This is a genomic window from Candidatus Leptofilum sp. (genome assembly GCF_965223525.1).
Taxonomy (GTDB): Bacteria; Chloroflexota; Anaerolineae; order Promineifilales; family Promineifilaceae; genus Leptofilum.
Genome location: NZ_OZ245005.1, coordinates 382,396 through 404,012, shown reverse-complemented (window position 1 = coordinate 404,012; position 21,617 = coordinate 382,396). Strand labels below are relative to the sequence as shown.

The 21,617-nt window shown below is 52.3% G+C and carries 12 protein-coding genes; 4 read left to right on the top strand and 8 right to left on the bottom strand.

The annotated features are described in order from the left end of the window. Positions 1–2: 2 nt before the first annotated feature. Positions 3–1,112 carry a LysM peptidoglycan-binding domain-containing protein gene (locus ACOQPM_RS18815; protein ID WP_420631801.1) on the bottom strand — a complete coding sequence of 370 codons (1,110 nt, stop codon included), beginning with the start codon at positions 1,110–1,112 and terminating at the stop codon, positions 3–5. 188 nt (positions 1,113–1,300) lie between these two features. Here ACOQPM_RS18815 and ACOQPM_RS18810 point away from each other — a divergent pair, with 188 nt between their 5' ends. Continuing rightward, positions 1,301–8,692 (top strand): SDR family NAD(P)-dependent oxidoreductase, encoded by a 7,392-nt coding sequence (locus ACOQPM_RS18810; protein WP_420631800.1) that lies wholly within the window; start codon positions 1,301–1,303, stop codon positions 8,690–8,692. 103 nt (positions 8,693–8,795) lie between these two features. Here the strand turns inward: ACOQPM_RS18810 and ACOQPM_RS18805 are convergent, their stop codons facing one another. From ACOQPM_RS18805 to ACOQPM_RS18785, 5 genes are all read right to left on the bottom strand, one after another. Further along, complete coding sequence (locus ACOQPM_RS18805) at positions 8,796–10,913, bottom strand: GAF domain-containing protein (protein ID WP_420631799.1); 2,118 nt, start codon at positions 10,911–10,913, stop codon at positions 8,796–8,798. Between the two features lie 134 nt (positions 10,914–11,047). Beyond that, complete coding sequence (gene tsaD / locus ACOQPM_RS18800; protein WP_420631798.1) at positions 11,048–12,061, bottom strand: tRNA (adenosine(37)-N6)-threonylcarbamoyltransferase complex transferase subunit TsaD; 1,014 nt, start codon at positions 12,059–12,061, stop codon at positions 11,048–11,050. Between the two features lie 26 nt (positions 12,062–12,087). After that, entirely contained in the window at positions 12,088–13,476 is a 1,389-nt protein-coding gene (gene selA / locus ACOQPM_RS18795) for an L-seryl-tRNA(Sec) selenium transferase (protein WP_420631797.1), read from the bottom strand. Between the two features lie 24 nt (positions 13,477–13,500). Then, on the bottom strand, positions 13,501–14,001 hold the full coding sequence (locus tag ACOQPM_RS18790) for a hypothetical protein (protein WP_420631796.1): 501 nt from the start codon (positions 13,999–14,001) through the stop codon (positions 13,501–13,503). 31 nt (positions 14,002–14,032) lie between these two features. Continuing rightward, entirely contained in the window at positions 14,033–14,464 is a 432-nt protein-coding gene (locus ACOQPM_RS18785; RefSeq protein ID WP_420631795.1) for a pilus assembly protein CpaE, read from the bottom strand. A 176-nt stretch (positions 14,465–14,640) separates the two neighbouring features. Between ACOQPM_RS18785 and ACOQPM_RS18780 the strand changes: the two genes are divergently transcribed. Beyond that, on the top strand, positions 14,641–17,793 hold the full coding sequence (locus tag ACOQPM_RS18780; protein ID WP_420631794.1) for a DNA polymerase III subunit alpha: 3,153 nt from the start codon (positions 14,641–14,643) through the stop codon (positions 17,791–17,793). Positions 17,794–17,921: 128 nt separating this feature from the next. Continuing rightward, a complete protein-coding gene (gene mscL / locus ACOQPM_RS18775) occupies positions 17,922–18,290 on the top strand; it encodes a large-conductance mechanosensitive channel protein MscL (RefSeq protein WP_420631793.1) in 369 nt (122 codons plus the stop codon). Between the two features lie 85 nt (positions 18,291–18,375). Here the strand turns inward: mscL and ACOQPM_RS18770 are convergent, their stop codons facing one another. Continuing rightward, a complete protein-coding gene (locus ACOQPM_RS18770; RefSeq protein ID WP_420631792.1) occupies positions 18,376–18,753 on the bottom strand; it encodes a response regulator in 378 nt (125 codons plus the stop codon). After that, positions 18,746–20,611, bottom strand: a complete 1,866-nt coding sequence (locus ACOQPM_RS18765) for a tetratricopeptide repeat protein (protein ID WP_420631791.1) — start codon at positions 20,609–20,611, stop codon at positions 18,746–18,748. The genes ACOQPM_RS18770 and ACOQPM_RS18765 overlap by 8 nt, the downstream gene beginning before the upstream one ends. Before the next feature lie 259 nt (positions 20,612–20,870). On the opposite strand from ACOQPM_RS18765, the gene ACOQPM_RS18760 reads away from it, so the two are divergent. Further along, complete coding sequence (locus tag ACOQPM_RS18760) at positions 20,871–21,614, top strand: DUF427 domain-containing protein (RefSeq protein WP_420631790.1); 744 nt, start codon at positions 20,871–20,873, stop codon at positions 21,612–21,614. Positions 21,615–21,617: the final 3 nt, after the last annotated feature.

Here is a 21,617-nt window from a genome sequence, read left to right as displayed (position 1 = left end):
TCTCATACCTGGTTGGTTTCGGCCGTTTCCCTGCGTTCAGTGTTTGCCACCTTTTCTCTAAGCTGTTGATTTTCCCTAGTGGTACGATAAGTGAGGTATGCCAACAGCAGCCCCAGCGGCCCACCAGTGCCTAGCAATAGCAGCACGTTATCTGCCAAGCCATCCACAAATTGGCTCCAGCGGCTTTTGGCAGTTACCGCGATATTGCGTGAGATGCTCTGGGTGAGAACAGGGACTTCCGTGGCTGAATCTGGCTCTTTGTACAGATTCACTGTAATGACCTGTGCCTCGCCAGCAGTGGTAGCAATGATGTCCCAGGTCCACACTGCAGGCAGTGTGGTGCTGATAACGCGGGGCAGGCGTACGTTGTCGCCGCCGGAGGGGAACACCTCAAACGCAGGGGCATTTAGCTCGGCCGACATGAGTGGGAATAGCGCAACGGTTTGTTCATAGAATGAGCGTTCGCCATCGTCGTAGCTGGCGTCAATGCGAACCACGCCCGTGACGTGCGGCTCATGTTCGCCAATTTGTGCCAGCTCTGGGTCGGCAATGAGCTCGACGGTGATGACGCCGCTTTCTTCAACCACCATTGTGAGTGGGTGGGTGAGTTCCAGGCGGCCAGTTGGTGCCAACTCATCTGGCGGAATGGGGGTTCCGCCCCCATCTTCAGCTTCTTCAGTTACTTCGGGTGAGGGAGTAATGGGAGGTAAGGGTGTAGGTGTGTTGGTGGGGGTTACTTCCTGTGGTATCAGCAACGTTTCTCCAGCCGCAATCACATTTGGATTTGATAGATCATTTGCCTCAACAATTTCTTCAACTGGCACTTCAAAACGGCCGCTAATAATCACAAGCGTGTCGCCAGGCTGAACGGTGTAGGTTGTGACCTCAGAAACTGCCAGCGTGGGAGTGATAGTTGCTGTAGCCGTTGGACTTGCTGAAGATTCTGATGTGGGGGAGGGTTGGCTCTCAACTGTATCTTGAGGCAACGGAACAAATGTTGCTGTTGGCGGGAGAACCACAAGTTGATTGTTTTGGGAAGTAGGTCTGGTACAGGCAACGGCCGTTCCCACCAAAATTGTTACTATAAATAGCCAGATTCCATATCGCTTCACAATCTCACCTTGTATCACCTATCTTAATGCTCTGTTTGGCAAAATGGTAGGTGCAAATTCGAATTATGTCAAACAGGCATCTAGAACCGCAAGATGAATCGAAATATTCCTACTGTATCAAGAAATTACCCTTTTCAACACCCTTTCCGGGCGAGCAGCAACAGATCATAGGAATAAGGAAAGCTCAATTGAAAAATAACCATTTAAACACAAACATACCGGCTAATTCGATAGCTATAGTTGGCATGTCTTGCCGCGTTCCCGGCGCAGAAAATATCGCGGAATTTTGGCACAATCTGGCAAATGGTGTGGAATCGCTCACCCATTTTACAGATGAAGAGCTTCTAGACGCCGGCGTAGACTCAAGCTGGTTGGATAATCCACGCTATGTAAAAGCCAATGCCATCCTGAAAGATGTCACGTCCTTCGATGCTGAATTTTTTGATGTGCCTCCGCGTGAAGCAGAAGTGCTAGACCCACAGCAGCGCCTCTTTTTGGAATGTGCTTGGGAAGCATTAGAAAGCGCGGGCATCGATCCGTTGACGTATGAAGGCAACGTTGGTGTTTATTCTGGAATGCGCTCCAGCGAATACCTAATGTTCAACCAGGATCCAATTGACCAGGTTGGCTTTACGACAGAATCGCCCATTGTGGTGACCCAGCGCCATTGGGCCAACGACAAAGATTTCCTGGCAACGCGTGCCTCCTTCAAGCTCAATTTACGTGGGCCAGCAATGACGGTGCAAACGGCCTGCTCAACATCGTTGGTGACGATTCATTTAGCTGTACAAAGCTTGTTGGTGGGTGAAAGTGATATTGCTTTGGCTGGTGGTGTTACTGTCCGCGTGCCGCAGCGGGCAGGGTATGTCTTTTCAGAAGGCATGATCTTTTCCCCCGATGGGCACACGCGCAGCTTTGATGCCCAGGCGAGTGGCACCATTTTTAGTAGTGGCGTAGGTGTCATCACCCTAAAGCGGCTGGAAGATGCGCTTGCGGATAACGACCAAATTTTTGCAGTGATTCGCGGCACGGCCGTTAACAATGACGGCGGCGGCGAGAAAACCAGATACTCAGCCCCCACCGTGAAGGGACAAGCAAGCGTCATTTTAGAAGCGCAAGAGAAAGCAGGCGTTGCCCCGGACACAATCTCTTACATTGAAGCGCATGGCACGGCCACGGCCGCAGGCGATCCCATTGAAATTGCGGGGCTGACAACCGCATTTCGGGAAAATACCGCTGAAAAAGGATATTGTGCGATCGGCTCTGTCAAATCGAACATTGGGCATACTGTTCAAGCGGCGGGTGTTTTAGGCGTTATCAAGGTTGCGCTGATGATGCAAAATTGCTCTCTGGTGCCCACCGTCCATTTTACCGAGCCAAATCCAAGGATTGATTTTGAAAATTCGCCATTTTTTGTGAACATGGAATATGGCCCCTGGCCAGAAGGCGAGACGCCGCGCCGCGCTGGGGTTAGCTCATTTGGGGTAGGCGGTACCAATGCCCACGTTATTTTGGAAGAAGCGCCCATTTTGCCGGAAACGGCCGCTTCCCCAGATACCGAATACACCCTCACCCTCACTACTAAAAATGAAGATGCTTTACGTGATTTAGCGCAAGCGTACCAACATTTCTTCGAGAACAATCCAGATGCCAATTTGGCTGATGTTTGCTTTACGGCGAGCAACGGCCGTTCCCACTTCAATCATCGCTTGGCAATCATGGCAAAATCTGCCGCTGAGATGGGCGAGAAATTAGCAGAAATCGTTGCCGATGAGATGCCGATTGACAGCTATCGTGGAGAAAGCGAAGAAGCACCGAATCCCGTCGCCTTTTTGTTTACCGGGCAAGGCGCACAATACAACGACATGGGGCGGCAGCTGTATGAAGCTGAGCCGCTTTTCCGTGAAATGATGGATCACTGCGCGGAACTGTTGCAGCCTTACCTGGAAGTGCCGCTGCTCGACGTGATTTACCCGGCAGAAGGCGAAAATCCGCTGATTCATGAGACCGCCTACACCCAGCCAGCCCTGTTTGCCGTGGAATATTCATTGGCAACCCTGTGGCAATCGTGGGGCATTCAGCCAACGCATGTGATGGGCCACAGCGTGGGCGAATATGTAGCCGCCTGCGTCGCTGGCATCATGAGCTTGGAAGATGGCCTCAAGCTGATTGCCGAGCGTGGCCGCCTCATGCAAAGTTTGCCCCAGGAAGGCAAAATGGCCGTCATCTTTGCCAGCGAGGCGCAGGTAAAGCAGGCGATGGCCGACTACGCCAGCCAGCTTTCAATTGCGGCGGTGAATGGCCCCAGCAACATTGTGATTTCTGGCGTGCGCGAGGCGGTTGAAGCGGTGGTGGCAAAATTTGAAGCAGACAATGTTCGCACACGGCCGTTAACCACCTCCCACGCCTTCCATTCCCAATTGATGGAACCGATTTTGGATGATTTTGAGCAAGTTGCGGCCAGCGTTCAGGAGTTGGCTCCAAAATTGACCGTGATTTCTAACGTGACGGGACGGCCGTTAGCCCTAGATTCGCTCCCCACCGCCACCTACTGGCGCAACCACGTTCGCAACGCGGTTCGTTTTGCTGATGCGGTAGATTATCTGGCAGAGATTGGCTGCACCACCTTTGTAGAAATTGGGCCAAATCCCACTTTGTTAGGCATGGCCCGCCGCTGTTTGCCCGATTTGGCGGGCTTGTGGCTGCCGTCGGTTCGCAAAGGGCAAGATGCCTGGCGGCAAATGCGGCAAAGTTTAGCCCAGCTGTATGTGAATGGGGCAACGGTTGATTGGCTGACGGTGTATCCATTGGAAACAGCCCGGCGGATCGAACTGCCGAAATACCCCTTCCAGCGCAAGCGGTTTTGGATTGAGCGGACGGTGGATAAAGGCGAAACGGCCGTTTCCTCCAATCTATTTGGTGCAGACAGCCATCCTCTGCTAGGGCGGCGTCTCCACTCCCCGCTGGCCGAAACGCAATATTTGGCCGAACTCAACCCCGAAACATTGCCATTTTTGCAGGAGCATCGCGCTTTTGAGCAAATTACCCTGCCCGCTACGGCGTATGTGGAGATGGTGCATACCGCTGCGTCGGAACTATTTGGGGCGGAACGGCCGTACATTCAGATTAAAGATTTGGTCATCCACCAAGCCTTGCTCTTCCCCGATGGCGACGAGCAAACCGTGCAGCTTGTGTTGCTCCCCGGTGATGCCGGGCAAGCCGAGTTTAAGGTGTACAGTCTGCAACATGGCGAAAAAACGACGTGGACGCTACACGTTGGTGGCAAGGTGATAGGGCAGAAACAAGCCGACAGCGACGCACTGCTGGAACCGGAGGCCGTTCAGGCTCGCCTACCCGAAAAGCTCCCGATTGACGACTTTTATCAGGAAAAGCGCGACAAGGGCATTTTCCACGGCTTGCCCTTCCGGGGCGTCCGTGAGGTTTGGCGGGCCGATGGCGAGGCATTGGCCTGGATTCGCCTACCGCGCATTGCCCGGTCTGGCCAGCATCAATATCGGATGCACCCAGCTTTGCTGGACGCCTGCATTCAGATTAGCGGCGCAACCTTGCCCACAGACGGCCAATCGGATGCGCTTTATTTGCCGATGGTTTGGGAGCAAATTCGCTTTTTTGCCCCGGTGCCGCATGAGTTGTGGAGCCATGCCAAAATAAAAGGCGAGATTGCTCCTGGCGCAGAACTGTTTTCCGTAGACCTGGAACTGTTTGATGGCGAAGGCCAGTTGGTGGCGCAGGTGCGTGGTTTGCACTTTAAGCGGGCTCGTCGTGACGCTTTGCTGCAAGGAACGGCCGTAAATCCCGAAAAAGATTGGCAACATCAGCTGGCGTGGCAGGTGCAGCGTTTGGCAGAGGCCGAAGCCGTCGAAGGGCGCGTTCCGCAGCACTGGCTCATTTTTGCAGATGCCAGTGGGGTTGGAACGGCCGTTTCTAACGCATTAAAAGCGCAGGGCCACACAACGCAGCTCGTCGTCCCGGCTGGCTCTTCTAATTTGAATGGTGATGAATCTACGGCCGTTCAAATAAAAGACCATGAGCAGCTTGATGGGTTGTTTAGGCAAATTGCCACTGCCAAACAGGGTGCAGAAACTGGCATTCTGTATGGCTGGGGTATTGATTCCGCTGATTTTGGCCCAACAGACCCTAACTCCGTGATTGTGAAGCAGGAAACGGCCGTTGGCGGCCTCATGCAGCTCGTGCAGTCACTGACGCGCAACTTTTCCAGCGACCAGCCATCGCCCAAACTGTGGGTGATGACGCAAGGCTCACAGCCCGCGGGCTGGCAGCCGGGGCCGTTTAGCGTGGCTCAAGCCACCCTGTGGGGGCTAGGCAAAGTAATTGTGCGCGAGCATCCAGAACTAGATTGCACGCTGCTAGACGTTGATCCCGCCACAGATGATTTTGAATCCATTTTGGCAGAGCTAACTACCGCAAACAAAGAAAAGCAGATTGCTTTGCGGGGCGATACGCGCTTTGTGGCCCGATTGGTTCCCCATTTTGCTAAAGAAACGGCCGAAAACAGCCTGCTGGAATTGCCAGAATCAAAAATGTATCGGTTGGAGAGCAAGGAGCCAGGCACGTTTGATGGCTTAAATCTGGAGCCGATGACCCGCCGCACCCCGGCACGGGATGAAGTTGAAATTGAAATTCGCGCCACCGGGCTTAACTTCCGGGATGTGCTCATTGCGCTGGGGCGTTTTGAGGACGTGATTGGGCGTGAGTGCAGTGGTGTGGTTGTGGCCTGCGGCGAAGATGTGTCCAACGTGCAGGTTGGCGACGAGGTGATGGCGATTGCTGCAGAAAGTTTTGCCAGCTACGTCACTATCAAATCCCATTACGTGGTGCCCAAACCGAGGCATCTCAGCTTTGCTGAAGCCGCCACCGTGCCGATGGTGTTCTTGACGGCGTTCTACGGTTTGCACACGCTGGCCAACATGCAGCCGGGTGACCGGGTTCTGATTCATGCCGCCTCAGGTGGCGTGGGGCATGCGGCCATTCAGCTAGCCCAGCAATGTGGCGCAGAAATTTATGCCACCGCCAGCCAGAAAAAATGGCCCTATTTGCGCTCTTTGGGTCTCAAAAATATTTTGAACTCCCGCACGCTGGACTTTGCCGATGACATTATGCAAATGACAGATGGCAAAGGCGTAGATATTGTGCTGAATTCGCTGGCCGGTGATTTTATTACCAAGAGCGTGGACTGTTTGGCTGAAAACGGCCGTTTCATCGAAATTGGTGCCACAGACGTGTGGGATGAGGATAGGATGGCTGCCGTGCGGCCAGACGTAGCTTACCATTGGTTCCACCTGGGTCAATCGGTTGCTCAGAAAAAGCCAGACTTCTTTCAGGAAATGTTCCAACAGGTTGCCGAACAGTTTGCGACAGGTGCGTATAAACCATTGCCACGTTACAGCTTCCAAATTCAGGAGGCGATTGACGCCTTCCGCTTTATGTCTCAGGCCAAGCATATTGGCAAGGTGGTGGTGACACACCAACTACCTACCGACGATCAGACAGTGGTCAATCACAAGCGTATTCATGCCGACGGGACGTATCTGATCACCGGTGGTCTTGGTGGACTTGGCCTGAAAGTTGCCAACTGGTTGGCAGACAACGGAGCCGATCACTTGTTGCTGTTGGGTAGAAGTGCGCCGTCGGAAACGGCCGTATCAGCCCTCACCGATCTCCAAAACCGAGGCGTCAACGCCGTGGCTGCCCAGGCAGATGTTGCCGACATGGCAGCACTGGAAAAAGTTTTGGCCGAAGCGAACGAAATGATGCCGCCTTTGCGCGGGGTCATTCATGCGGCTGGTGTGCTGGCAGATGGCATTTTGCAGCAGCAAAGTTGGCAAAGCTTTGCCAAAGTGTTTGCGCCAAAGGTAGACGGGGCTTGGAATCTGCACCGGCTCACTGAGCATCTGCCGCTGGATTTCTTTGTTCTCTTTTCTTCCGTTTCATCGTTGTGGGGCGGGGCAGGGCAGGGCAACTATGCGGCAGCCAATGCGTTTTTAGATACATTGGCCCATTATCGCCAGGCGCGGGGCTTAACGGCCGTTAGCATCAACTGGGGTGCCTGGTCAGAAGTGGGTATGGCTGCCGACATGGGCGAGGCGATTGAGCGTCGCCGGGCCTTGTCTGGCATGGGCAAAATCTCGCCAGAGCTAGGCATGAATATCCTCAACCGAATCCTTCATGCCGACGCGCCACAGGTTGGCGTGATTCCTGCCGACTGGTCGCGTTACGTGCAGCAATTTTCCGCTGATGTGCAGCAAACTTTTCTGGCGGAACTGGCGCAAAAAGAGGATGGAGTTGCTAAAAAATCGGCAAAGAAGGCCGATTCCCATTCAAAAGTGCTGGCTCGATTAGAAACGGCCGTTGGCGACGAGCGCGAAACGATTTTGGTAGATTACGTCCAAACAGAAATTGCCCGAATTGGCGGGATGGAAAAATCAAAATTGGAGCTGGATCACGCGCTGGATGAAATGGGGATTGATTCGCTCATGGCTATTGAGCTTCGCAACCGCATCGCCACAGACTTGCAGGTAGACGTCCCAATGAGCGAGTTTCTGAGCAATCCTAGCATTGCCTACATGGCAGATTTGCTAGGTGCCCAAAGCCAACCTGCGTCCGCAGAAGAAAAATCAGTGGAAGTGGAAGAAACGGCCGCACCTGCCAACGAACCGGCATCTGAAGAAACTGAACCAACGAACGCGCCTGAACCCGTCGTTGAGAAAAAATGGTCGCCCATTGTGCCGATGAAGTCGGATGGTACAAACGTTCCGCTGTTTTGCGTTCACGGCGTAGGTGGGCACACCATGAGAATGGTAAAGCTTGCCAGACATTTGGATGCAAAACAGTCGCTATACGGTTTTCAGGCGCAGGGACTGGATGGGAAAGCATCTCGTTTGGATAGCGTTGAGGCAATGGCGGCCCAATATATTGATGCGATGGTTGCCCATCAGCCAAATGGCCCGTATGTGGTTGCGGGTTATTCATTCGGCTCGTACGTCGCCTATGAAATGGCTTGCCAAATGGTTGAACAAAACCTACCCATTGGGGCGCTTGTTCTATTTGACGGCAAGGCGACCGAACTGCCGCTGTACAATGAAACCTTAGATTTACGCAGTAAAGCAGTCCATCTTGTTAGCAGCCTGCAAGAAAAACAGGCGTTTCATGCCCGAAGAATGAGCGATCTTTCAACTGGCGATCGGCTGACTTACATGAGCGAAATTGTAACTGGTGGCGACCGAGTTTACGACCGCCGTAAACCCGCAGAGCGATACGATAAAAATCCGTACGATGATAGCGAAACCAGCAAGGTAATGAATCAGATGATCAAGCATAATCTGGCGCTCTCGCATAAATATTTGCCACGGCCGTATGCCGGGAAGATCACCTTTTACGCTGCCACAGAAGATCGTGGGTATCATGGTTGGAATCATTTGGCTCAGGGGGGTGTGGAACTGATTCCTGTGCCAGGGTCGCACATGTCAATTATGGAAGAACCCAGTGTGCAGGTTTTGGCAAAAGAGGTAGGCAAACTGCTTGACAAGATTAGTCGGTGACAAATGCCAAACCACACTAGTAGGTCAATTTTCTACATGGGAAGACAGTGTGTGTTGTGGTTGACGCCTCAGCCTCACCTCCCTTTAGGAAGGGAAGAGGGGGTTAATCTGTAGCAAGTGGTAAGGTGAAATTGAACCGGGCTCCACCAGATGGCGCATCATCTACCCAGATACGGCCGTTGTGTGCTTCTACAGCCAACCGACAAAAAGCAAGACCCAGACCGAGCCCTTTGGCTTTGCTGTCTTTGGCTTGGATACGTTCAAACTTTTCAAAAACAGATTCTCGATACTGCTTGGGGATGCCCTGACCCTCATCGCTTACCGATAGGTGCATTCGGTCATTTTCAGGCTGTACCTGTGCCGAAAGCGTGATTGTTTGGTCTTCAGAACTGTATTTGAGGGCATTGTTGACCAAATTTACCAGCACCCGGCGAATCATATCTTCTTCTACAAAAACATGGGGTAGCTCATCCGGCAGGGCGTTGGCAAAATGAACACGCCGCTGCTCAAAATTGGGGAATTCAATTTCATACACCTCATTGACCAAATCGTTCATATTTACCCGCACTTGTTCCATGATGGGCTGACCGGCTTCGAGGCGGTTAATATCTAGCAAGGAGCGAATGAGGGTTTCTAGGCGGCGACTGCTGCGGCGAGCAATGTCCAGCATGGCATACAGTGGCGAATTAGCGGCCTCTGTTGGAATTTCATAGGCGAGAAGCTCCAAACTGGATATGACATTACCGAGGGGGCTTTGCAGGTCATGGAACAGCATCGCGGTTAAATCTTCCCGCATTTTTTCTAACTCAACTTGCTCACTAATGTCATGGTGAATCCATTGCAGCAATTGACCCTCCCCATGGCTGGTGCGCTTGGTGTATACCTCCATGGGGATAGGATTGGCATTTTTAGTGCGTACATTGCTGTGGAACATGATGACTTTGTCGGAACGGATTTTTTTGGCTTTGGGCAGAACGGCCGTTTCCGGGTGCAAATCCTGAATAGACATATTCAGCAAATCAGAGCGGCTAAATCCCCACAAGTCTGAGGCTCGCCGATTCGCTTCTACTATATGGCCGCGCAAATCTGTCAGAATAATGGGATCAACGCTGTCCTGGAACAGGCTTGTGTAGCGAGACTCTGCGGCCACGGTGCGTGCGTATTGTTGAGCATTGGCAATGGCAGTACTGGCAATATTGGCAAGGTTTACCAAAACATCTAAATCTTGTTCCGTAAAGGTACCGTCAATTGGATTTATTGCTTGAATAGTGCCTAAAACATCCCCTTTGAAGATCATCGGAGCGCAAATCATTGCCAGGGTAGAATACCCCGTTCGCTTATCTCCAAGGTGATGAAAACGGGGATCGAGGCGCGTATTGGCAACGAGAGCCGGTTCAGAATGCTGCATCACCCAACCAGACAGCCCCTGGTTGCTGGGTAAGCGCAAGCCAACAATCTCTTCTGCCCCAATACCTTCAGCTACCTGATAAACCAGTTCATTTGTTTGTACATCTACCAGCGCAATAGAAATTGCTTCAGCATTCAGAAAATCATTCATTTGCGCCAGCAACGACTGCATGATTTCGTTAATATCCAGCGACGAGTTAATAACACGACTGGCTTCATTGAGCAGGGCTGAAATTGTTAGCTGTCGCTGGGAGGCTTCAAAAAGGCGTGCGTTTTCAATACTGCTGGCTGCTTGATTAGAAATGGCGGTTAGTAGGCTCAAATCACGTTCATCAAACTGGTTTGTGCCTAACTTGTGAATGGTTATCGCTCCAATAACGCGGTCACGCACAGAGAAGGGGGTGCAAATAACAGACCAGGGTTGATGGCTGGTCGTGTGGCCAGGACGTGGTAGCCACCGTTCGTCGTTTTGGGTGTCGTGGATAATGAGCGGCTGGTGGTTGCGAATGACCCAGCCAGCAACGCCGCTATTCATGATAGTTTCCAGGAACTCTTCGGATTGAATCGGCTGTGTGGTTTCTCCTGTTAGCCAGGCATGTTCTACTTTTTGCGTCTCGTTTACAACAATGATGCTGCCATCATCTGCTTCTAGCTGCTGGACAGAGAGATTCAGCACTCTGGGAAGCATGAGCTTAATATTCAGGCCATCAGCTTCAACCTGTTTGAGCATATGGTTTACCACATACAGGGTATGAAGCCGTTCACTGTCTCTCAGCTCTGGCATGTATTCTGCATCTTGAATAGAGTGATCCATTTGGAACATGATACCACGATACGCATCAATTTTACTACTAACCAGTTTACAATCGGCCTGCTTTGTGTGCCGATGTGAGGCAAATTCATGATTGCATACGGCCGTTTTAGAGTACGCTCACAATGTTTAAACTGTTAAATCAGTTGCAAACTGGGGATAACATCAATGTTTAGGGTGTCTCGACGGCCGTTTACAAAATGCCAATGTGCCGCTGCCCCAATCATAGCCGCATTATCGGTACAGAGAATAGGAGGAGGGTACCGTACGGGCAAAGGAAGTTGCGTTTGCATCGTCTCCCGCAGTTCTTTGTTAGCAGAAACACCCCCGGAAAGATGGACAGCGGTGACGCCATATGCTTCGGCAGCGCGGGCTGTTTTGGCAACCAACACGTCTACGACGGCCGTTTGGAAGCTAGCCGCCAAATCTTCCACTGGCAGCCTGGCTTTATCGAAATGCTTAATTTGTCGGGAAACGGCCGTTTTCAGTCCGCTAAAACTAAAATTGTAGCCATCGTCCATCACGGCGCGGGGGAATTTGTAGGCCGTTGCGCTGCCAGACGGAGCCAATTTATCAATGGCAGGGCCACCGGGGAAGGGCAAGCCCAGCAGCCGCCCCACCTTGTCGAACGCTTCACCCGCAGCATCATCCAGCGTGCCGCCGAGATGCTGATACTGGCCATGATCCGTCATCAGGTACAGTTCCGTATGCCCGCCACTGACCACCAGGGTGAGAATGGGAAATTCAATTTCATCCACATGCTCTGTGAGCCAAAGCGAATAAATGTGCCCCTCGATGTGATTGATGCCCAAAAATGGCTTGTTTCGGGCCAGCGCGAGCCCCTTGGCCATGTTTACTCCCACCAGCAGCGAGCCAACGAGCCCCGGCCCGCGCGTGACGGCAATGCAATCCATGTTGTCCAGACCCATGTGTGCTTCTTCCAACGCTTGTTGCACGACTGCATGAATGACCTCAATATGCCGCCGGGAAGCAACTTCAGGGAAAACGCCGCCAAACTGGGCGTGCAAATCTACCTGGCTGGCGATGATGTTGCTAAGTATGGTACGGCCGTCTTCCACCACCGCCGCAGAGGTTTCATCACAGGAGGTTTCGATAGCTAATATTCGGCTGTTTTGGCTTGTTTCACTCATGGCCATCCCTAAATGGTTGGTAACATTTACTTTTTGGAACAGTTTATCAATGATTGTAGCAATATTTCAACTTGGTCAGGCAAGATGGTGCGTGGGTCAATGCGGAAACGGCCGTCCTGAATGCGACCAATGACCGGCACTTTTTCATCACGCAGGCGGGCTGCCAACGCATCCACATTGTCGTGGCTGATGGCCACCACGCGGCTGGGTAAGCTGGTTCCGGGCAAGCTGCCGCCGCCGACGGTGGAACGGCCGTCTACCACCTCTGCCCGAATGCCTTGTTCTTGCAACCGCGCTGCCCAGGTATCTGCGTCTGAGCCAATGTCATCCAGTGGACGCGAAATCATACGCCAAACAGGAATCTCTTCCAACGCTTTGTCTGTGAGGTAGTGGGTGAGCGTGGCAGCAAGTGCCGCCAGGCAGAGCTTGTCTGCACGCACGGCGCGGGCCAGTGGATGGTTTTTGAGTTGGGCAATCAGCTCTTGCCACCCTACCAAAATGCCCGCTTGGGGGCCGCCCAGCAGCTTATCGCCACTGAAAGCCACCACATCTGCTCCTGCCACAAGGCCATCCAGCACCGTCGGTTCTGGCTCCAGGCCATACGGACTGCTGTCTAGCAGGGCACCGCTGCCCTGATCGTACAGCAGGGGCAAGTTGTGTTCATGGGCTAATTCGGCGAGTTCAGCAAGCGTTGGTTCGCTGCTAAAGCCGACGATTTTGTAATTGGAATGATGGGCGACAAGGAGAGCGGCCGTATTTTCCGAAATCGCATTGGCATAATCGCGTAAATGAGTGCGGTTGGTGGTGCCTACCTCAATCAGTTTTGCACCAGATTGGGCCATTACGTCTGGAATGCGGAAGCCGCCGCCGATTTCTACCAACTGTCCCCGGCTGATAATCACTTCTTTACCCTGGCAGAGTGCGGTGAGCATGAGCAAAACGGCCGCTGCGTTGTTATTCACCACGAGCGCCGCGTCTGCCTGGGTGAGCCGGGTGATGAGCTGCTCTGCATGAACCGCACGGGAGCCGCGCTGGCCACTGGCTAGATCATACTCTAGCGTGCTGTATCCTTTGGCGGCATTTTCAACTGCTTGGCGAGCGGCCGTACTCAGCGGGGCGCGTCCCAAATTTGTGTGCACAATCACCCCTGTGCCGTTGATGACGGGTTGCAAAGTGGGGGCGAGGTGCTTTTCTAGCCAAAGTCGCGCTTCGTCTATCAGAATGGCGTTCATGGGTGCGTAGCTGGCCTGGCCGCTGAGAATAGAATGGCGAGCCACCTCTAGACTTTGGCGCAAACTTTCTAGGGTGAGGGTACGGCCGTAAGCCAATTCCATCTCTACCGCCATCGAACTATTTAACAAACGATCCACGCTGGGAAGTTCGCGCAGCAGCTTTTGTGTGTTTTCTTGCGTCACTGATTAACGTTTACCAATTACTGGTTACTGCAAATTCGCCCGCGCGGTGCGGCTGCGAATTTGCAGCAGAATTTCAAACAAAATAAGGACGACGGCTACCAACAAGGCCACGGCCAGGCCAAAGGAGCGGTTCATTTGCAGCCAGATGCAAAACGCCACCCAAATGCCTGCGGCCATTGCCTGGCGCAGGGCCACCATCAATCGAGAGGATTCGATACGCCCAAAGCGACGGTCAGTGAAGGCCGTGAAGCGACGGTTGAGCAGGTAAGCAATGGGGAGGGCGACGCCAGTTACGGCCGTTAACACCGTTGCCAAAAAAACCAAAATGATTTCAAAGTTGGCCGCCTCTAGCAGCGAGACGGCATCGGCGCGGCCTTCGGCAGCTGCGCGCACCAAATCTAGCCGATTGATATCTATGGGCCACCAGTTATTAACGACATACTCCATAGCCAGCAGCCCAATGGCTACCAAAAGAACGCCTAACACCAGGGCAGAGAAAAAGCCAAAGCGATCATTTCCTTCCATACTGGTTAATTATACCTGCTTTGTAGCATTTTCATTTAAGCATTGGTCTTTGCAGCAGGTCTAGCAGTGCCAAACCGTAGGCTTCGCTGGGGTCAACGGCCGTAAATGCCAATCTTTCGCCATCCAGCGCAACCTCACAAACGTAGCCTGCTTCTTGCCGCTGGAGCTGATGGAAACGGCCGTTCCGCGCTGCCAATTCCTCCTCTAACTTTTCCCGAAGTTGGCTTTCGGTGGGTAACCAGATTGCTTCATGCGTGAACAAATAATCCAATGCCCACTCAGACGTGCCGTGGAACACCACCGCAGGCCAGCCGCGCAGTAGCTGCATCGTCACCATCATGTCAGACAGCACAAAGATACGGCCGTCCAAATCCCGGTCTGGAATGGCAAAAAAATCATGCACCGAGGTGTGCCATACCAACCCCGCATCCTTCAATTGAGCGGCCAACGCCTGAGAAATCATCCGGATATCCTTTTTTGTAAAACCTCTCGCTTGTCATTCCCCGCGCAGGCGGGAGTCTATTTTCTGGATTCCCGCCTGCGCGGGAGCGACAGGCAAAGGAGTTTGCTCCCTGTGAGCAATTTTGCACAGAAAAAGGGCTTGCCAACAAGCTTACTCGAACATATGATCCAAAACACATGAACGAGACCTTCACTCATCTACGTGTCCACTCCCATTATACCCTCTTAGGCGCAACTGCAACGGTGGAGCAGCTTGTTGCCCATGCCGCCGCTGAGGGACTGTCTGCGCTGGTCCTCACTGATAGCGCAGTGCTGTACGGTGCCGTTGCCTTCAACGAAGCATGCCGCGCCGCCAACATCCAGCCGATTGTGGGACTAACCCTACGGGTTACGCTGCCAGAAGCGGTGAATTTGCCGGGGTTGGGCTGGGGCGAACTGGTGCTACTGGCCAAAGGGGCAGCGGGCTACCGTTCGCTGTGCGGCCTCTCCTCGTTGGTGCAGGGCAGCACACAGCGGGAATATTTGTTGAAAAATGGATTGGCTTGGGAGGCGCTACGGCCGTTTACCCAAAATCTCATTGCCATAGACAGTGGTAAAACCGGCTGGCTGGCAAGATTAGTTGCTGCCAAACAGCACAAGCAGGCAGCGCGGCACGCATCCCGACTGGTGGGACTGTTTGAGGAAGATGCTTACCTGGGCGTGACCCTGCAACGACCTGACGACATTACCCTGGCACAAGCGAGCATTGGCGTGGCGGCACGATTTGGCTTGCAGGCGGTGGCGCTCCAGCCTGTTTTTTGCCTGGAACCAGCCGAAGCCACCCGCCTGCGCCTGCTAGCAGCCATTGATCAGAACTGCCACATGAACGAGGTGCCTGCAGAGACGCTGCCCGGCGGCGGTGCGCCCGATGCAGAACTGCACTGGCTGCCTCATGAAACGGTAGCGGAGCGATTTGCCGAGCTGCCAGAGGCCGTGCCCACGGTAGGCACGATTGTGGAACAGTGCGAACCTGCGTTGCCGGACGGCAGTCCCATCTGGCCAAAATTAGCGTTGCCTGCGGAGCAAACGGTGGAGGCCGTGCTGGCTGAGGCTGCCCAAGTGGGCCTGCAGCAAAAATACGGCCGTTCCCCCAAAAAAGCGATTACTGAACGTTTAACCCAAGAGCTGGATTTGATCAACCGGCAGGGTTTTGCACCACTCTTTTTGCTGGTGGCCGACATTACCCGCTTTGCCCGCGAAACGGCCGTGCCGGTGAACACGCGCGGCAGCGTGGCCAACTCGCTGGTAGCCTACTGCCTGGGCATCACCAACGTGGATCCCATTGGCAACGAGCTACTGTTCGAGCGGTTTCTCAACCCTGCCCGCGCCAATCTGCCCGATATTGACCTCGATTTTTGTAGCCGCCGCCGCGACGAGGTGCTGAATTATGTGCGCCAAAAATATGGTGAAGACCGGGTGGCTCTGGTGGCCACCATTAGCACCATGCAGCCCAAATCGGCCGTGCGCGAGACGGCTAAAGTACACGGTTTGGCCGAGCCAGAAATCAAAGCGCTAACGGCGCTACTGCCGCGTGGCTGGCATCCCGATCCGCGCCGCCGCAGCAAAAAAGCGTTGGAAGATTTGCTGGCTCAAGTGAAAGATGTGGCCCAACAGAACATTTTGGCAACTGCGTTCGAGATTATTGGCCAGCCGCACCACATGAGCATTCATCCAGGCGGCATTGTAATTTCGCCGGGGCCAATGACCGATTTTGTACCGGTGCAGCTTGCGCCTAAAGGGTTCCTGACGACGCAGTATGACCATCGGGACGTGGAGAAAATTGGGCTGCCCAAGATTGATTTGCTGGGCATTCGGGCGCTGACGGTGCTGGCAGATACGGCCGCAGCCATTCGCACCACGCTTGACCCCGATTTTGATTTGCTGCAAATACCGCTGGACGATGAGGAAACGGCCGTTCACCTGCAAAAGGGCGACACTATCGGCGTCTTTCAATGTGAAAGTTCCGGGGCGCGGCGCACCCTGCGGCAGCTAAAAGCTACCAATTTGCGCGATTTGGCGGTGGCCAATGCCTTCTTCAAGCCCGGCCCGGCCACTGGCGGCATGGCGCAGGCCTTCGTCCGCCGCTACCGAGGTGAGGAGCAGGTGCGCTATTTGCACCCGGCATTAGAGCCGATTTTAAACAGCACCCAGGGCGTTTTGCTGTTCCAAGAGCAGATTTTGCGTGTAGCCACCGAGATTGCCCACTTGAGTTGGGCCAAAGCTGACCATTTGCGGCGCGGGATGAGCAAATTCAAAGCAGCGGAAATGGCGGCAATGAAGCAGCGGTTTGTGGGTGGTTGCCAAGCCAAAAGCGATTTTACTGAGGCACAGGCAGAAACGTTGTGGGAGCAGGTGATGGCTTTTGCAGGCTATGGCTTCAACCAGGGACACGCCACTGCCTACGCAGATGTCAGCTATCGTTCGGCGTACCTGAAGGCACATTATCCTGCCCAATTTTTGTGTGCGCGGCTGCGTGACTACGGCGGTTTTCATCACCCAGCCATCTACATTGCCGAAGCCCAGCGGCTCGGCATTGGGGTGCGTCCGCCGCACATAAATTTTAGCGGGCGGAAGTTTACGCTGACGGCGGGGGAGATTAGAGACTGGAGATTGGAGATTGAGCCGCAAAAATCTCCAATCTCTAATCTCCAATCCCCCATTTTATGGATGGGATTGGGGCAGGTGCGGGATTTGCGGCGGGCGGCGGTGCGGGCAATTGTGCAAGAAAGGGTGGAACGGCCGTTTACCAGCCTGCGTGATTTGCTGAGTCGGGTAGATTTACAAAAAAGGGAAGTGACGCACCTGATTCAGTGTGGCGCACTCACGGGGCTGGGCCAGAGCCGCGCAGCCCTGTTGGCAGAGGCTACCGATGTGGCGCGAGCGGGTAGTGCCCACCAGCTTGGCTTCGATTTGGGATTGCAGCCCCAGGCTGAGGCAGAAAGTGTGGCGGAGCAGTTAGCGTGGGAAACTGCCGTTCTGGGCTGGCCCGTTTCAGCTAATCCGTTGGCGGTGGTGCAAGAGCAAACTAGTGACGATGTGCCGCTGCGCCTGCTGCCCAGGTTGAAGAACCAAAAAACAACTATCGCTGGGGTGCGGTTGCCGGGCTGGACGGGCGGACGGGGTTTCTATTTTGGTGATGGTGACAGTTTTGAGATAGTGCGGTTGGCGGAAACGGCCGTTGCCAAAAGCAAGCCTAAATTATGGCTACCGTACCGTTTAACTGGATTTTGGCGAAAAGACCCTTGGGGTGGTGGCTGGTTCGAGGCAGTAAAGTCTGCTACGTTGGGTTAGGAGATTCTTTCTGTCAAATTCATAAAAGAACTGTAAAATTTGTGACTTATGTAAGGCAAGGGGGTTCTAACGACCGGATGCAGCGATAAGCGCATAAATTTTATTGAGTAAGTGGAGGAAAAAGTAACATGATTAAAGAGTTTCGGGAATTTGTTGCCAAAGGCAATGTACTGGATTTGGCCGTAGCAGTCATTATCGGCGGTGCGTTTGGGGCAATTGTAACGTCGTTGGTAAACGACATCATCATGCCGCTCATTGGCGCAATTTTAGGCGGCACAGATTTTACGACTTTGGCGATTGAAGTGGGGGATGCGAGCATCACCTACGGCAACTTCATTCAAGCCATCATCAATTTCCTAATTATTGCCTTTGTCATTTTCTTAATTGTTCGTCAGGCGAACAATATGAAGAAGGAAGAGCCGCCTGCGCCGCCAGCAGGCCCATCGGCAGAGGATTTGCTAACAGAAATCCGTGATTTGTTGAAAAAGCAGAACTAAATTTAGCAGCTAATACCCCCATACAGGCAAACGGCCGTTTCCACCGGAAGCGGCCGTTTTGCTTTTATTTGGCTAAAGTAGCCAGCTATGCCAGCAACTGCGTGATCAGCGTTTGAAACTCAAGAACGTGAAGTGGTTTTGCCACAAAATAGTCACAGCCGTGGGCAAGTAAAAATGCTTCATCAAAGTGGAAGGCATGGGCGGTAACCGCCACCAACGGCACATTGGGGCCAATTTGCTGTCGCAATGGGTAGAGAAGATGGTAATGTACTTCGTCAATGCTGTTATCTGGCAGCAAAATATCGGTCAGGACGAGCGCATACTGATTCGTTTGAGCCATTTGTATACCAGAAGCGGCCGTTGTTGCCCGATCTAGTTCCAATCCTAAACGTTTTAAAATACGCTCAACCAATCGGAAGTTGTCATCGTTGTCTTCGATATACAAGATTTGGTGTTTACTCATCAAGCGTATCTGTTCCCGGCAGATTGCGCGGTAGCGTGACCACAAACTTTGAGCCTTGCCCCACGACACTTTCTACACTGATTGAGCCGCCATGCAAACGAACTAGGTCGCGCGAGATGGGCAACCCGAGACCAGTTCCACGCAATGTTCGATTTTTAGGCGTATCCACTTGGGCAAAGGTTTCAAACAAGGCAGACGTTTGATCGGCGGGGATGCCAATGCCGCTATCTTCGACAATGAACTGGATGGAAACGGCCGTTGCTTCAGCAGACAACTTCACCCAACCCTCGTCCGTAAACTTGAACGCATTGCTAAGTAAATTGAGCAAAACTTGCTTGATGCGTAATGTGTCAATCATAAAATGGGACAGTTCTGGATCAGCTTTGACAATAAATTCGACACCACTTTTGGCTGAATATGCAACTGACTGTGTTACCTCGTGAACGATGAGCCAGGGAGACGCAAGCTCCGGGTAAATAACCAGCTTGCCAGTTTCAACCTTGGCCATGTCCAATACATCATTGACTAGATTAAGCAGGTGCAGTCCATTTTTGTGAATGCGCTGAACATCTTCTACCAATGTCATATTTTGCTGCTCTGTCAGCTCTAGCTCGATCAATTCAGCAAATCCAATAATGGAGTTAAGCGGGGTTCGCAGCTCGTGGCTCATCGTTGCCAGGAATCTGCTTTTAGCCTGGCTAGCTTGGGAAGCTTTCTCTTCTGCTCGCTTTCGCTCTTGTATTTCATGCTCCAATTCTTTTGCTTTTTGCTGCAATAATTCAGCCTCACGCTGTGCTGCTTCTGTGCGGTAGGCTACTTCCAGATCATGCCTTGCTTTTTTAGATCGTTCATCGAACACAATTTCTTTGAGCGTGTGAAACTGCTCAAAGTAATGCAGAGCCTGTTCAAAATTACCTGCTCCTTTGTGAGCTTCTGCCAGTTTTTCATAAACTTCGTAAATGAACTGTTTACCTTCTGACGTTTTGGCAATTTCTAACGCTTCTTCCAGGTATTGAATTGCCGCATGGTATTGCTTCTGTAGAATGCGTAGCGTTCCCATGTGGCGTAGGGGATGCAGGCGACGTGGTTTTAGGCTCTCTGTCTGTAGAAAATCTAAATTTTGCTGCAAGTAAATGTCTGCTTGCTCAAGTTCACCTAAGCCCATGTAGGCTTCGCCGATGCGATTTCTGGAAAACACAGCGCTAAATTGATCATTTTTAGCCTTTGTAATTTCCAAAGCTCGCAAACCGTATTCGAGAGCCTTGTCAAAATCTCCTATCTTAATGTGCTCTATGGCACAGTTGTTTAGGGCTTTGTCAATGTCGTCCAAATTGTTCGCTTCTTTTAGTTCCAGCACTTGGTTTAGATGCAACAGAGCTTGCTCACTGTTGCCCATCTCACCATAGACGAGACCAATGCCGCCGAGTGCGTTTACTTCAGCATGGAGGTGACACTCAGCGCGGCTTAGCTCCAGAGCGTGCAGGTAGTGGGATAAAGCCTCAGTTAGGTTGCCCAATTCCATTTGCACAAAGCCCATCAGCCTTAGGGCGTTGGCTTTGTGCAGGTTTTCTTGATGGGTTTCTGCTAATGTAATTGCTTTTTTCAGATAGTGAATGGCTGAATCATTATCGCGCAAATCATTTAGTAAACTGCCAATTTGGCTAAAAATGTGTATAAGTTGTTTGGGGTCAAGAGCATTGGTTTCTATGATTTTTTGTGCTTCTTTTAGAGAGGAAATGGCTTGCTGAAAATCGTAAGTGCTAAGGTGATCGGCCAAATTCAGCAAAGCATTGATTGCTTGCTGGGGCGTTTCAGCGTTTTCTGCGTGAACCTGAAGCGTTTCTAGCGTTTGGGTCATGTATTCATCGTATGAATAACAAACGGATTGCTTTTCATAACGGCCGTAAAAAACTATTTCATAAATTGAGTATAAATTTTTGGCGCGACAATTGCTAGGGGTTTTGTGCAGAATAGGAAAGATTGCTAAAAATTGGCCTGTCTACAATATCCCAACAAACCCGACACTCCCTTACACAGGATGTGCTGCCCCGTTTTGCTTTTTCCCACTACACGTAAGAAACATCTCCAAATTGCATCTGAAAAGGTGGAGGTGAACGATGAAATCACAAAATGGATACCATTGGGAACCCACCCCACGGTGGATTCGGGCAGAGTTGAATGGCGAATTTGTGGCCGACAGCCGCAGAGCGTTGCTGGTGTGGGAAGGAGGTGGCCCGCGCCTGCATTATTATTTCCCCGAAGAAGATGTGCGCCAAGAGTTTTTGGTAGATACTGGGCGGAGCGGCAAAGGGCGCATGAGTTGGCATGTAAAAGTGGACAATCACCAAGTAAACAATGCCGCCTGGAGCTACAGCCAAGCTCCAGAAGGGTTGAACGGCATTGAAGGGTACGTTGCCTTTCGCTGGAACAAAATGGATAAATGGTTCGAGGAGAATGAAGAGGTCTTTGTGCATCCGCGTGATCCCTATCATCGTGTAGATACTGTGCCCAGCACGCGCCACATTCGGGTGGAGGTAGATGGGGTGACGGTGGCCGAGTCAGAACGGCCGTACTTACTCTTTGAGACCAATTTGCCCACGCGCTATTACTTGCCCGCCGAAGATGTGAACATGGCTTTGCTAGAGGCAACCAACAGCCAAACCGTTTGCCCTTACAAAGGCGTCGCCTCTTACTGGTCAATAAAAATTGGGGAAAATGTTTACAAAGACCTTGTATGGGGGTATCCAGACCCCATTGCCGAAGCGCCAAAAATAAAAGGCTTGCTTTGCTTTTACAACGAGAAGGTAGACATTTTTGTGGATGGCGTCAAGGAAGAGCGGCCGATCACCGCGTGGTCATAGTTC